The organism is Aromatoleum sp., from assembly GCF_032027225.1.
In the GTDB taxonomy this organism is placed as follows: Bacteria; Pseudomonadota; Gammaproteobacteria; order Burkholderiales; family Rhodocyclaceae; genus Aromatoleum.
Genome location: NZ_JAVSMM010000001.1, coordinates 1 through 13,380, shown reverse-complemented (window position 1 = coordinate 13,380; position 13,380 = coordinate 1). Strand labels below are relative to the sequence as shown.

General features: G+C 62.0%; 14 protein-coding genes. 9 read left to right on the top strand and 5 right to left on the bottom strand.

What is annotated here, in order from left to right; translation table 11 throughout:
• Window positions 1–11: 11 nt before the first annotated feature.
• The gene (locus ROZ37_RS00070) at window positions 12–1,763 is read right to left on the bottom strand and encodes a proline--tRNA ligase (protein ID WP_312656504.1); all 1,752 of its coding nucleotides are present in this window, start codon (window positions 1,761–1,763) and stop codon (window positions 12–14) included.
• Between the two features lie 199 nt (window positions 1,764–1,962).
• On the opposite strand from ROZ37_RS00070, the gene ROZ37_RS00065 reads away from it, so the two are divergent.
• The 4 genes from ROZ37_RS00065 to coq7 all read left to right on the top strand — a co-directional run bounded on the left by ROZ37_RS00065 (window position 1,963) and on the right by coq7 (window position 5,023).
• Window positions 1,963–2,493 (top strand): RNA pyrophosphohydrolase, encoded by a 531-nt coding sequence (locus ROZ37_RS00065; RefSeq protein WP_312656503.1) that lies wholly within the window; start codon window positions 1,963–1,965, stop codon window positions 2,491–2,493.
• Between the two features lie 193 nt (window positions 2,494–2,686).
• The gene (locus tag ROZ37_RS00060) at window positions 2,687–3,520 is read left to right on the top strand and encodes a CBS domain-containing protein (protein WP_312656502.1); all 834 of its coding nucleotides are present in this window, start codon (window positions 2,687–2,689) and stop codon (window positions 3,518–3,520) included.
• A 349-nt stretch (window positions 3,521–3,869) separates the two neighbouring features.
• Entirely contained in the window at window positions 3,870–4,394 is a 525-nt protein-coding gene (locus ROZ37_RS00055; protein WP_312656501.1) for a CNP1-like family protein, read from the top strand.
• 8 nt (window positions 4,395–4,402) lie between these two features.
• Complete coding sequence (gene coq7 / locus ROZ37_RS00050; RefSeq protein WP_312656499.1) at window positions 4,403–5,023, top strand: 2-polyprenyl-3-methyl-6-methoxy-1,4-benzoquinone monooxygenase; 621 nt, start codon at window positions 4,403–4,405, stop codon at window positions 5,021–5,023.
• A gap of 48 nt (window positions 5,024–5,071) precedes the next feature.
• Here coq7 and ROZ37_RS00045 read toward each other — a convergent pair whose 3' ends face one another.
• Window positions 5,072–5,491 carry an OsmC family protein gene (locus ROZ37_RS00045; protein WP_312657466.1) on the bottom strand — a complete coding sequence of 140 codons (420 nt, stop codon included), beginning with the start codon at window positions 5,489–5,491 and terminating at the stop codon, window positions 5,072–5,074.
• A 518-nt stretch (window positions 5,492–6,009) separates the two neighbouring features.
• On the opposite strand from ROZ37_RS00045, the gene rplM reads away from it, so the two are divergent.
• The 4 genes from rplM to erpA all read left to right on the top strand — a co-directional run bounded on the left by rplM (window position 6,010) and on the right by erpA (window position 8,567).
• Window positions 6,010–6,438, top strand: a complete 429-nt coding sequence (gene rplM, locus ROZ37_RS00040) for a 50S ribosomal protein L13 (protein ID WP_312656498.1) — start codon at window positions 6,010–6,012, stop codon at window positions 6,436–6,438.
• Window positions 6,439–6,451: 13 nt separating this feature from the next.
• On the top strand, window positions 6,452–6,844 hold the full coding sequence (gene rpsI, locus ROZ37_RS00035; protein ID WP_312656497.1) for a 30S ribosomal protein S9: 393 nt from the start codon (window positions 6,452–6,454) through the stop codon (window positions 6,842–6,844).
• Between the two features lie 254 nt (window positions 6,845–7,098).
• Window positions 7,099–8,127, top strand: a complete 1,029-nt coding sequence (gene argC, locus ROZ37_RS00030; RefSeq protein ID WP_312656496.1) for an N-acetyl-gamma-glutamyl-phosphate reductase — start codon at window positions 7,099–7,101, stop codon at window positions 8,125–8,127.
• Window positions 8,128–8,216: 89 nt separating this feature from the next.
• Window positions 8,217–8,567: an iron-sulfur cluster insertion protein ErpA gene (gene erpA, locus ROZ37_RS00025; RefSeq protein ID WP_312656495.1), complete on the top strand. Its 351-nt coding sequence runs from the start codon at window positions 8,217–8,219 to the stop codon at window positions 8,565–8,567.
• A 67-nt stretch (window positions 8,568–8,634) separates the two neighbouring features.
• Here the strand turns inward: erpA and ROZ37_RS00020 are convergent, their stop codons facing one another.
• A complete protein-coding gene (locus tag ROZ37_RS00020) occupies window positions 8,635–9,963 on the bottom strand; it encodes a M23 family metallopeptidase (RefSeq protein ID WP_312656493.1) in 1,329 nt (442 codons plus the stop codon).
• 75 nt (window positions 9,964–10,038) lie between these two features.
• On the opposite strand from ROZ37_RS00020, the gene tyrS reads away from it, so the two are divergent.
• Window positions 10,039–11,238 (top strand): tyrosine--tRNA ligase, encoded by a 1,200-nt coding sequence (gene tyrS, locus ROZ37_RS00015; protein WP_312657464.1) that lies wholly within the window; start codon window positions 10,039–10,041, stop codon window positions 11,236–11,238.
• 9 nt (window positions 11,239–11,247) lie between these two features.
• Here tyrS and ROZ37_RS00010 read toward each other — a convergent pair whose 3' ends face one another.
• Together ROZ37_RS00010 and ROZ37_RS00005 are read right to left on the bottom strand one after the other, a co-directional pair.
• A complete protein-coding gene (locus ROZ37_RS00010) occupies window positions 11,248–12,102 on the bottom strand; it encodes a metallophosphoesterase (RefSeq protein ID WP_312656491.1) in 855 nt (284 codons plus the stop codon).
• Complete coding sequence (locus ROZ37_RS00005; protein ID WP_312656489.1) at window positions 12,099–13,076, bottom strand: diacylglycerol kinase family protein; 978 nt, start codon at window positions 13,074–13,076, stop codon at window positions 12,099–12,101. The genes ROZ37_RS00010 and ROZ37_RS00005 overlap by 4 nt, the downstream gene beginning before the upstream one ends.
• Window positions 13,077–13,380: the final 304 nt, after the last annotated feature.

Sequence of the window (13,380 nt, the reverse complement as noted above, 5' to 3'; positions counted from 1 at the left end):
ATCGGCAGCGTTCAGGCCGACTGAAGGAGCTTTGCGTCGAGGAAGGATGCGATCTCGCCGATCGCGACCTTCGTCGCCTCGCTGTCGCGCCGCCCCAGGTATTCCGCCATCCCTTCCTTGAGCCCGCGTTCGCCGATGACGATGCGGTGCGGCACGCCGATCAGTTCCCAGTCGGCGAACATCACGCCGGGACGCTCGTCGCGGTCGTCGAGGATCGCATCGACACCGGTGGCGACGAGGTGCTCGTAGACCTTCGTCGCCTCGGCGCGCACCGCCTCCGACTTGCCCCATCCGACCGGGCAGACGACGACGCGGAACGGCGCGATCGCATCCGGCCAGATGATCCCGCGTGCGTCGTGGCCCTGCTCGATCGCCGCGCCGAGGATGCGCGTGACGCCGATCCCGTAGCAGCCCATCTCGAAGTGCTTCGGCTTGCCGTCCTCGTCGAGGAAGGTCGCGTTCATCGCTTTCGAGTATTTCGTGCCTAGGTAGAAGACGTGGCCGACCTCGATGCCGCGCTGGATCGCGAGCTTGCCCTTGCCGTCCGGACTCTGGTCGCCCTCGACGACGTTGCGCAGGTCGGCGACGAGATCGGGCTCCGCCAGGTCGCGGCCCCAGTTCACTCCGGTCAGGTGGTAGTCGGCCTCGTTCGCGCCGCAGACGAAGTCCGACATGTTCACGACCGTGCGGTCGGCGATCACCTTCACCGGTTTTCTCATTCCGACCGGCCCGAGGTAGCCCGGCTCGCTGCCGAAATGTTCGAGGATCTCGGCCTCGGTTGCGAAGCGGAAGCCGGCCGTGAGGCCGGGGACCTTGCCCGCCTTGACCTCGTTCAACTCGTGATCGCCGCGCAGGAGCAGCAACCACACCGTCGCGCCCACGGGCTTGCCGGCGTCGTCGACGTCGTCGGTCGCGAGCACGAGGGATTTCACCGTCGTCTCGAGTGGCACGCCCAGAAGCACCGCGACTTCCTTGCAGGTTGCCGCCCCCGGAGTCGGCGTCTTTTCGAGCGTCTTCCGGGGCTCCCCGCGCTGCGCGAGAAGCGGCAGCGCTTCGGCGAGTTCAATGTTCGCCGCGTAATCGGAGTCGGGGCAATAGACGATCGCGTCCTCACCGGTGTCCGCGATGACCTGGAATTCGTGCGAGCGGTCGCCGCCGATGGCGCCCGTGTCGGCCGCGACCGCACGGTAAGTCAGGCCGAGGCGGTCGAAGATCCGGCAGTACGCGGCGTACATCGCGTCGTAGCTGCGGTCCGCGGCCTCGACGTCGCGGTCGAAGGAGTACGCGTCCTTCATCGTGAACTCGCGTCCGCGCATCACACCGAAGCGCGGACGGCGTTCGTCGCGGAACTTCGTCTGGATTTGATAGAAATTCTTCGGCAGCTGGCGGTAGCTTCTCAGCTCCTGGCGCGCGATGTCCGTCACGACCTCCTCGGACGTCGGCTGCAGCGCAAAGTCGCGCTCGTGCCGATCCTTGAAGCGCAGCATTTCAGCGCCCATCTTTTCCCAGCGCCCGGTTTCGTCCCAGAGTTCGGCCGGCTGCACCAACGGCATCACCAGTTCGAGCGCACCGGCACGGTTCATTTCCTCGCGCACGATGTTCTCGACCTTGCGGATGACGCGCAGTCCGATCGGCAGGTAGCTGTAGATGCCGGCCGCAACCTTGCGGATGAAGCCGGCACGCAGCATCAACTTCTGGCTGACGACCTCGGCGTCGGACGGGGCTTCCTTGAGAGTGGAGATGAAGTACTGGCTGGCGCGCATGCTGGGGTCCGGTAAAGGCTGTGTGGCAAACGCGGGATTTTAGCCTGTCGTGCGCGCAGGCGGGCGGCGCGGGCGCAGGACGGCGTCGTGGACTACCTTGTAATGAGGGTCGGTCGCTAGTGGGGGCGCCCTGGCGCTCCTTTCCAACGTCCTGTAATTATGGAAGAATTGTCGCAGTTCTTGAATTGAAGGTTTGATCATGCTCGATCGTGAAGGCTATCGCCCGAACGTCGGCATCATTCTGGTCAACACGCGCAATGAGGTTTTCTGGGGCAAGCGGATCCGTGAACATTCGTGGCAGTTCCCGCAAGGCGGCATCAAGCACGGCGAGTCGCCGGAGCAGGCGATGTTCCGGGAGCTCTTCGAAGAAGTGGGTCTGCGCCCCGAGCATGTGAAGATTCTCGGCCGCACGCGTGGTTGGTTGCGGTACGACGTTCCGAAACACTGGATAAAGAGGGAATGGCGCAATACCTACCGGGGACAGAAGCAGATCTGGTTTCTGCTGCGATTGGTGGGGCGCGATTCCGACGTCTGTCTGCGAGCCAGCAACCATCCGGAGTTCGATGCCTGGCGTTGGAGTGAATATTGGGTCCCGCTGGATGCCGTGATTGAGTTCAAGCGGCAGGTCTATCAACAAGCGTTGTTCGAGTTGTCGAAGACCCTTTTCCGGGCGAGGCCGTGCGAGTTGCCCGAAGCCTATCGGGGTCTGGCGGAGGTCCGCCAGACCTAGGTGGGCGTTTCCGGTTGGGGCAGGGCCGGGCTCGACGAGCAGTCGGAGGGCCTTGGGGCCCGACCCTTTCCGGGCCGGGCCGCTCGCTTCTCGCGTTTGTGTTCCGCGCTTCGCTCCTGCGGCCGGCGGCTCGGCGCCCGTCCCGAGGGCCCGTAATCGGTTTCGCCGATCGCGCGCCGAATGCCCCGGCATTTTGCGCGTCGACTTGCGTCCTCGGCGCTCCGCCCGTCTCTGCTTCATCTTGCTGGCGACGTCTCGACTGTCGGTGAACTTCCCTGATTTGCCGCTGTCGCAACGCTCGTGGTGGCGCCGCCATGCCTTTCGGTTCCTGGTGGTCTGCCATCGGTACGGGACGCGCTTACTCGGCAGCCTCGGTTCCCGGCATGTTCCGGTCAGCGTTCCCGATCGACGATCGTCCCAACGGGAGATGCTCATGAACCGGGAATTCGAACCGCTTCCCCAGGCTCGCCTGGCCGGTCTGCACTGTGAAGTTGCAAGAACGGACCTCAGCCGCAAGGTAACCGTGAATTCGCCGGCGGTCGAGGTGATGACCGACCTCACCCGGATTCCCGCGGCGACGATCGTTGCGGAAACCTCGCTCGCGGATGCCAACCGGGCCATGATGCTGCGTGGAGTACGGCTGTTGCTGGTCACCGACTCGCGCCATGTCGTGACCGGCGTGATTTCGGTCGCCGACCTCCTCGGCGAACAGCCGGTTCGTATCGCGCGCGAACACGGACTGCCGCCTGCCGAACTGATGGTCGCCAAGCTCATGACGCCGCTCGAGCGCACCGAAGCGGTCGAACTCGACGAGGTCATGCGTGCGGACGTCGGCCATGTCCTCGCCACGCTCAGACGCTCGGGCAGACAGCATGCGCTCGTGCTCGAACGCGCAGAGGGCGGTCGGGGCACGATTCGCGGCATCTTTTCCGCGTCGCAGATCGCGCGCCAGCTCGGGGAGCCGCAGCCGACGACGACCGAAATCGCTCGCAGCTTCGCGGAGATCGAGGCTGCGATATCCGCATAGCACGAGTTGCCGGGGTGGCAGGCCGCGTGATTGCGGCACAGTCGGATCGAGGGCAGTGAATGCCCGACGACTGCGCGCATGAGTTCGAGTCGTCCGCGGAGTGTGCATGTCGCGCCGCGGTTGAAAACGTCCGGCGTGGGAGGCTGACGACATTAGCCGGTTGTCCGCGATTTGCGAACGAGGACCCGGAGCGGGAAAATGACGAGCGGCGGCGCCGCTCGCTTCGCAGTGTTAGCCGAGTCGAGCCCGGGCGCGACGCTGCTGAGGCAACCCGTGGCCCGCATCGGCGGCTGCGACCTGAACGGATGCTTCGGCGGTCCGCAATCCTTGTTTATGGAGACTCGCGACTTTGACTCGACGTCATCGCCTCATCCGCGGGGGCCTCGTCGCCCTCGTCTGTATTTCGGGCCCGGCATGGGCCGGACTCTTCACCGATCCCAATCCGGACTGGACGGAGGGCGAGTACGAGATCCCGGCCTCGTCGCGTGACGCGACTCTGCGCGAGATCGAGACCGACGGCAAATCGCGCAACCGTTTCCTGGTCGACGAGAACTCGCTGTCGGTCGGGGGTGATGGCGTCGTCCGCTACGTCATGCTCGCTCGCGGGGGTGGAGGTGCGGAGAATTCGACCTACGAGGGGATCCGCTGCGAAACCCGCGAGTGGCGGATCTATGCGACGGGGCGCCCCGGCGGACAGTGGGCAAATGTCCGGGACGACAGCTGGAAGCCCATTGTCGACAATGCATACAACCGGCCCCGCGCCGTTCTCGCAAACGACTACTTCTGCGACGGTGCTGTTGTGCCTCGCAATCGCGACGAAGTCCTGCGGCGCTTGCGCGGCATCGACCACCGCCGCCTGAACCCCAACCCGTGAGGCACTAAATGATCGATCAGGTCATCACCCAATTTGACAAGGGGCTGCGCACACTTTTCGCGCCCGCGCGCAGCGCACGCCCGATTCCCGGTGGCGATTTGCCCGAAGAGCCGATGACGGACGAGGAACGGCGCCACGCCGCCGCTCTGATGCGGGTCAATCACTGCGGGGAAATTTGCGCTCAAGCGCTGTACCAGGGTCAGGCGCTGATTTCGCGCGACGATTCGGTGCGCCGCGAACTGCAGCAAGCGTCGAACGAGGAAACCGAGCATCTGGCCTGGACCGAGCATCGCATCGCGGAACTGGGCGGGCGCACGAGCTTGCTCAATCCCTTGTGGTACGCGGGGTCGCTGATCATCGGGATCGCGGCAGGACGTTTCGGCGACCGCTGGAACCTGGGTTTCCTAGCGGAAACCGAACAGCAGGTCGAGGCCCATCTTCAGGGCCATCTCGATCGACTTCCCGTGAACGACCAGAAGTCCCGACTCATCGTCGAGCAGATGAAGGCGGATGAGGCGCGACACGCCGAGACCGCGCGGGGTCTGGGGGCGCACGATCTGCCCGCACCGGTCAAGGCCGTAATGAAGCTCGCGTCGCGGGTGATGACGACGGCGACGTACCGGATTTGACCTCGCGACAGGCTGCGTGCGGGTCCGTCGCGGGGTCCGGGGAGACGGCTACTCGACTTCGACGATTTCCCACTCATGGGTGATCTCGGCGGTTTTGCCTAGCATGATCGAGGCCGAGCAGTATTTCTCCGCGGACAGGTGGATCGCCCGCTCGACCGCGTCAGGCTTCAATCCTTTGCCTTTCACGGTGTACGTGAAGGCGATGCGGGTGAACACCTTCGGGTCGGCCGCGGCTCGCTCGGCCGAGAGCCGAACTTGGCAGTCCCGCACGTCCTGACGGCCGCGCTTGAGGATCAACACGATGTCGAAAGCCGTGCAGCCACCGGCGCCCGCGAGCAACAACTCCATCGGGCGCGGCGCGAGATTGCGTCCGCCAGCCTCCGGGGCTCCGTCCATCGCCAAAACGTGACCGGTGCCGGTTTCTGCAAGAAAGGTCATCCCGTCGACCCATTTAACAGTGCACTCCATCATCCACTCCGCTGCAGAGGTTAAAAGGTCGTCACGCGCGACCGGTCCGCGATTCTACCGGATGGGCGGGAACCAGAAGTCTGCCCTACGCACCATTGCCGAGCTGCCACACCCTATTGCGCCGCAAAAACGCGCTTCTTCCTGACATATTGAAGCGCAGCAGAAAGATTCACGCAGGCCCATTAAGGTTGGGAAAAATTGATCAAAATCAATCATGTGAGTTTGGATAAAGAATTCTTATGTCGCGATCAAAACATTTATACTGCAATGCACAAAAAAGCGCTTGCGTGGAGTTAGCTCTTTCCGGATAATCGGCCTCAGTCGGATCGAAGTAGCTTCGTGATCCAAGCGGTGTCTCCTCCACCCTCCTCCTTTGGTGTGGATTTAACGCAGTCCTTAAAGGGCTGCGTTTTTTTTGTTTCTTGGTCGAATTTGACTTCCGGGTCCGGTTCCCATTATTATCACGAGCTTTCCGTTTAATGGCCTTCGTCCCGGGCCGGACAAGATCGAGGATTCGAATGAAAACGTTTTCTGCCAAGCCGCACGAAGTCAAGCGCGACTGGTTTGTGGTCGACGCGTCAGACAAGGTGCTTGGCCGGCTTGCCGCCGAAGTGGCTCGTCGCCTGCGCGGCAAGCACAAGGCCATTTACACGCCGCACGTGGACACGGGTGACTTCATCGTCGTCGTTAACGTCGAAAAGCTGCGTGTGACCGGAAACAAGGCGCAGGACAAGAAATACTATCGTCATACTGGTTTCCCGGGCGGAATCTACGAAACCAACTTCACCAAAATGCAGCAGCGCTTTCCGGCGCGGGTGCTCGAGAAGGCGGTGAAGGGCATGCTGCCGAAGGGGCCGCTGGGTTACGCCATGCTGAAGAAGCTGAAGTGCTACGCGGGTGCCGAGCACCCGCATGCCGCTCAGCAGCCCAAAGTTCTCGAGATCTGACAGGAGCCGATCAATGGCTGTGACTTACAACTACGGCACCGGTCGCCGCAAGACTGCGGTTGCGCGGGTGTTCATCAAGCCGGGTTCCGGCAACATCGTTGTCAACGGCAAGCCCGTGGACGAGTTTTTCTCGCGTGAGACGGGGCGGATGATCGTGCGCCAGCCGCTCGTGCTGACCGAAAACGACTCCCGCTTCGACATCATGGTCAATGTGACCGGTGGTGGGGAGTCGGGCCAGGCGGGCGCCGTTCGCCACGGTATCACTCGCGCTCTCATCGAATATGACGAAGAACTGAAGTCGGTGCTCCGCAAGGCCGGTTTCGTGACCCGCGACGCGCGTGAGGTCGAGCGGAAAAAGGTCGGTTTCAGGAAGGCCCGCCGCCGCAAGCAGTTCTCCAAGCGTTAATACGCACGCTGTATTGCGAAAGCCGCCGATCGAGGCGGCTTTTGTTCGTTTACACCTCCGGCGCGGTGATCGATGCCGGGCGGGTTGGGCGTGGCGTCCGTCCGTTGGGGTAGAGCGGCCCCGAAACCGAATCGGAGCGATGTTCTGGAGGCAGGTGATGCGTCGAGGCGGCGCCGATGGCAGATTCGCGCTTCGGGCCCTCCTGCAAGAATGCGATAATTGCAGGGTCAGAAGCGGATTTGGAGGATTGCAGGATGATCAGAATCGGTGTCGTAGGCGGAACGGGTTATACCGGCGTTGAATTGCTTCGCTTGCTCGCGCGGCATCCGGAAGCGCAACTGGTCGCGATCACGTCGCGCGGCGACGCCGGAACCCCCGTTGCCGAGATGTTTCCCAGTCTTCGCGGCCGGGTGGATCTTCGCTTCGTCGCGCCACAGGAGGCAAGGCTCGATCAGTGCGACGTCGTTTTCTTCGCGACGCCCAACGGAATTGCGATGCAGCAAGCTGCCGAACTGGTCGAAGCAGGCGTGCGCGTGATCGATCTCGCCGCGGATTTTCGCATTCGCGATATCGCAGAGTGGGAGAAGTGGTACGGAATGTCGCACGCGGCGCCTCAGTTGGTCGACGAGGCGGTATATGGACTTCCAGAGTACAACCGCGACCGCATCCGCTCGGCGCGGGTTCTTGCAAATCCGGGCTGCTACCCTACCGCGGTGCAGCTCGGCTTCCTGCCGTTGATCGAGGCCGGGGTCGTCGACGTTTCGCACTTGATCGCCGACGCGAAATCCGGCGTATCCGGAGCAGGCAGGAAGGCGGAGGTTCATAACCTATTCGCCGAAGCGGGGGACAACTTCAAGGCTTACGGCGTTGCCGGCCATCGTCATCTGCCCGAGATTCGGCAGGCATTGAGCGGAGTGGCGGGACGTTCCGTCGGGCTCACGTTCGTGCCCCACCTGACCCCGATGATTCGCGGTATCCATGCGACCTTGTACGGAAAACTTACGAGCGGCGTGGATGTTCAGGCGTTGTTCGAGGCGCGATATCGTGACGAGCCGTTCGTTGACGTCCTTCCGGCAGGTAGCCATCCTGAGACTAGGTCGGTGCGAGGGTGCAACCTCTGTCGTATCGCGGTGCACCGCCCGCAGGGGGGTGACACTGTCGTCGTCCTGTCGGCCATCGACAATCTCGTGAAGGGTGCAGCAGGCCAGGCCATTCAGAACATGAACATCATGTTCGGTTTCGACGAGACCCTCGGTCTCGACATCGTGCCGGTCAGTCCGTAGCCGGAACTTTCGACGCCAGGCGCGTTCGAATTTTGACGTCGACGTCGGGCATGGCGCATCATGCGCTAATAGCCCAGAGAGGAGAAAACATGAGCACTGAAGTCGAAACGCCGGAGCTGTTGGTCTTCACCGACAGCGCAGCGAGCAAAGTGAAGGAACTGATCGAGGAAGAAGGCAACCCTGAACTCAAGCTGCGAGTCTTCGTCAGCGGGGGAGGGTGCTCCGGCTTCCAATATGGCTTCACCTTCGATGAGGAGGTGAACGAGGACGACACCGCCCTTGAGAAGGACGGGGTCACGTTGCTGATCGATTCGATGAGCTATCAATACCTCGTCGGCGCCGAGATCGACTACAGCGAGGGTCTCGAAGGATCGCAATTCGTGATTCGTAATCCGAACGCGACCAGCACTTGCGGTTGCGGGTCGTCGTTTTCGGCGTGAGCCACGCGCTCGGTCAAAAAAAACGGGATGCTTCGGCATCCCGTTTTTTGTGGTGTGCGCTTGTCGGTCAATCCGCTCGCGCGAGCGTAGTGCGATTGAGCAAAGCGAGGCGCTGAAGAACCGGGCTCGTCTGATTCTTGAATGCGATCAGAGCATCCCGATTGAGCGGCTGAACCGTCGGCAGCGCGATTTTCATCGGATCTTGTGCCACATCGTTCACACGGATTTCATAGTGCAGGTGGGGGCCCGTCGCCCACCCCGAAGAGCCGACGTAGCCGACCAGGTCGCCTTGCCGTACCGTCGCCCCTTTCCGCAGGCCACCGGCGAATCCATCGAGATGCGCGTAGGCGGTCGAGTAACGGTCGCGGTGCCGCAAGACCACGATTTTCCCGTAACCGTTTTGATTGCCGACGTAATCCACAGTGCCGTCCGACGCCGCCTTGACCGCCGTACCCCGGGGCGCAGCAAAGTCGACGCCGTTATGGGCGCGCCATTTCTTGTGGATCGGATGCAGGCGGCCGCCGAAATTCGACGAAATCCGTGAAAACTCCAGCGGGTAACGCAGATAAGCCTGGTTCAGTCCGCGGCCGTCCGGCGTGTAGTAAGTTTCGGCACCATCCCGAGTACGGTAGAGCACGACTGCGTGCTTCTTCCCCTGGTTGGTGAATTCCGCCGCAAGAATCCGCTGCGTACCCACCGGCAGCCCACGGTCGTACGCGGCTTCGTAGACGACGCTGAACTCGTCTCCGCGACGCAGATCCTGGGTAAAGTCGATTTCGGTGCCGAAAATTTCGGCGAGCTTGGTTGCGACGGCGTCCGGCACCCCCGCTGCATCCGTTGCACCGAACAGCGTTTGACGTATCGTTCCCGAGCGCATCTCGATGCGAGTGTCGGCGAGGGCCGTAGTTTCTCCCCGGGTCTGGATCGTCTCGCCGACGCGAACGATCGAAAATCGTGAGACGCCGTTCGCAATCGGAAGGTCGAGAGAGACGATCTTGCCGTCGGATGAAATGGCGGCAAGGACCGATCGCCCGGCGCGCAGCTGTTTCAATGCCGACTGCGCCTTGGCGTCCGCATTAAGGAAGTCGAGGGCTTCCTGATCCCGAACGCCCAGTCGTGCAAAGATCGAGTGAATCGTGTCGCCTGCCTTGATCTGTTCGTCATAAACGAATGGCAGACCCTGCGGACTTTCCGATTGCGCAGCGGGTGCTGGGAGAAGGTTTTCGATGATGGGTTGCGCTACGAAGGGCGTTTCCGGTTGTCCGGGGACGACTGCTGTTGCCGCAACGACTCCGAGCAGTGATGTTCCTACGACTGCCGCGAGGACCCACGGGCGGCGACCCGAAGAAGCGCTGCGCGGGACTTCGGCTAGAATTCTGACTTTTCGTGCCTGCATGGGGAATTTCGGGCAAAAAACGTTGGCGAGTGTACCAAAGTTTTGGCGCGATTCCCGAACGAATGGAGAGAGTGCATGAGTGAAATACAGTCAGCCTTGGAGCTGATCAAGCGCGGGGCGGACGAACTGCTCATCGAGGCCGAACTGATCGAGAAGCTGAAGACGGGGCGGCCGCTGCGGATCAAGGCCGGATTCGATCCGACGGCGCCCGATCTGCATCTCGGCCACACCGTGCTCATAAACAAGCTGCGCCATTTCCAGGATCTGGGGCACAAGATCATGTTCCTGATCGGCGACTTCACGGGAATGATCGGCGACCCTTCGGGAAAGAATGTGACTCGGCCGCCGCTGTCGCGTGAACAGATTCTTGACAACGCCAGGACCTACCAGGATCAGGTGTTCAAGATCCTCGATCCGGACAAGACCGAGATCGTTTTCAACTCCGCGTGGATGGAGTCTCTCGGTGCCGCCGGCATGATTCGCCTCGCTTCGCGTCACACGGTCGCCCGGATGCTCGAGCGTGACGATTTTGCGAAGCGCTACGCTGGCGGGCTGCCGATCGCGATCCACGAATTCCTCTACCCCTTGTGCCAGGGTTACGACTCCGTCGCGATGCGGGCCGACGTAGAGCTCGGCGGAACGGACCAGAAGTTCAACCTTCTGGTCGGCCGCGAGTTGCAGAAGCAGGACGGGCAGGCGCCGCAATGCGTCCTGATGATGCCGTTGCTCGAAGGGCTCGACGGCGTGAACAAGATGTCGAAATCACTCGGCAACTATATCGGCATCGCCGAAGCGCCGCGCGAAATCTTCGGCAAGATCATGTCGATCTCCGATAGCTTGATGTGGCGCTATTTCGACCTTCTCTCGTTCCGCTCGAGTGGTGAGATCGCGAAGCTCAGACGGGAGGTCGAAGAGGGTCGGAACCCGCGCGATATCAAGGTCCTCCTTGGGCAGGAACTCGTCGCCCGCTTCCACGATCAGCGCGCGGCGGTGGACGCCCTGTCCGAGTTCGAGGCACGCTTCCAGCGGGGGGCGCTGCCGGATGACATGCCGCAGGTGAAGGTTGAGGTGGGGGCAGCGGGCCTTCCGGTGTTTCAGGTAATCAAGCAGGCGGGGTTGACCGGCAGCACATCGGAAGCGCTGAGAATGATCGAGCAGGGAGCGGTTCGCCTGAACGGAGAGCGAGTCGAAGACAAGGGCGCAATCCTTGCTTCGGGTCAGACCGTCGTGTTGCAGGTTGGAAAGCGGAAGTTTTCGGCTGTGACTCTTGCGTGATCGGCGCCGCTACTGCTCGACGCGGGGCTCGGCTCCGTGTTCGGGATGGTCGTGAGTGAGAATTGTCCAGCCCGAGGAGCCGTAGACCGCATCCTTCGAGATCGACCCGACGAAGCGTCCGCTCTCATTGTCGTGGTCGCGCTGTTGGATGTGCATCCGCCGGGTTCCGTCTGTCTCGAAACGGATGATGTTATAGGAGTTGGGGCAGCGGCCCCGGCGCCTCGTCGAAACTGAAGTGCCGGCTTGCACGAAGACGGTTTGCTTTCGCGGATGCCCGCCTGCGACGCAAGAAGGCAGGTGGATATGTCCTCCGAGAAAGAGGTCGGCTCCCGCTTCCGACCAGCGTCCTATCGCTTCCTCCGCATGACGCACCCGGTTCTTGCGATCAGTTCCCCCAAGGGCAGTAAGCGGGTGATGTAGCGCCACGACCTTGAAACACTGAGGTATTCGTTCGAGTTCGCGCGCGACCTCGTCGATGAGTTCCCTCGGCAGGTTGCCGTGCTTGTGCCGAAGCAAGCGGGTCGAGTTGATACCCAGAATTGCGAGACTTCCCTTCTGCCAGGTGGGACAGAGCGATGGGGCGATATACCGCAGAAAGCGTCCGTAGGGCGCTCTGAAGCGAACGAACAGATCGAAGAGCGGGAGGTCGTGATTTCCGGGTAGCGCGAGGACCGGCAGCGGTGCCAACCCATTCAGAAAGGTACGGGCCGCGAGGAACTCACCCGTTCGCGCTCGTTGCGTAATATCCCCCGTCAGAACCACCAGGTCCGGCGCCTCTCTCAAAAGATCCCTCGTCAGTGCGGTGCAGACAGGAGGATCCTCGGTGCCGAAGTGCGGATCTGAAATGTGGGCGAGTCGGATCAATCCTGCGCCTCGGTCGCTATGGGTGTCACAACTTTAAGTCCATCAGGAATCGATCTGACGACTAACGGCAGGCGGCATAGCACCGACTCACCGTCGATCGCGACGCGGAGGCGGCGCGATTCGGCACCGATGCGCTCGACCCGTACCTCCGATGCGCAACCTTGCTGAAGATTTTCGGCCGTTTCGAGGCGGGCGAGCGCTCCGCGCAGCGCGAGTCGCAGGAGCTCGGCCCGGCCGACGTCCCGTAATGCGAGTACGGCCAATTCGCCCCTCGCAACACACAGGGCTTCGTCTAGACCAAGCTGCTCCATCTGTAGCGCGTTTCGCCCGAAAAATACGGTCAGCGTCGAAAGTTTGACTTGCTTTTTATCGATGTTGAGTACGAGTTGGTAGGGCCGATGTTCACGAAGCAAGAAGGCAATTCCTGAAAGAAGTGCGACCGCACGGCTCCGTCCGAACCGGCGCTTGTCGATTTCACGCCGCTCCAGCAGGCGGCGGTAAAGGCCGATGCTTGCATTGTTTAGAAACAGGTGGCCGTTGACGTCCCCGATTGCTACCGGACGAATTGCGCCCTCGACGAGATTCGACGCTGCGGCGGCAGGAGGGAGCGGAATCCCTAGTTGTCGTGCGAAGTAGTTAAACGTGCCGAGCGGAATGAGGCCGAAGGGCAGGTCGTGTGCTCGGGCCACCGAAGCGACCGCATTTAGGGTGCCGTCCCCGCCCGCTCCGGCCAAGATGCCGCCACGCGAGTCCGCAGCCAGTTCCGCTAGCGCCGGTAATTCCCGCGGGTGCGGGGCGGTCCACACTTGTGCATCCCGGCCGCTTTGTCCAAGAACCTCTTCGATCACGGAGCGCTCGGTCGGCGCGTGACCGCTGCCCGAAGCGGCATTCATGATGACTGTGATGGGAAGATCGTGGAGGCGGACGCCAGAAGGCGACGTTGCCACGAGAGCTTCTGTTGAACGCAGGCTCAATGTTCCTCCTATTGACGCAAGCCACGCGGGCGGAACTCGCTTCGCCTTTCGCCGACACGCCGGCCTGAAGTGGTCAAGCCACGAGTGCAAACTTGTTGGACCTTCATGAGACATGGTCGCATGAGACTAGTTTGAGCACCGGTTCCACTCAAACGTTTCTTCCCCTGTTGACACCTATTTTGAAGTGTCTATAATTCGCCGCTCTTCGCAGCGCCTCGGTGGTTTTGGTTGGGGCGCGACGAGGCGGCGGCAAGAGAAGCTTCCCCGGGTTGAAATAAAAAGCACGGTGGGGGTTGACGGTAGT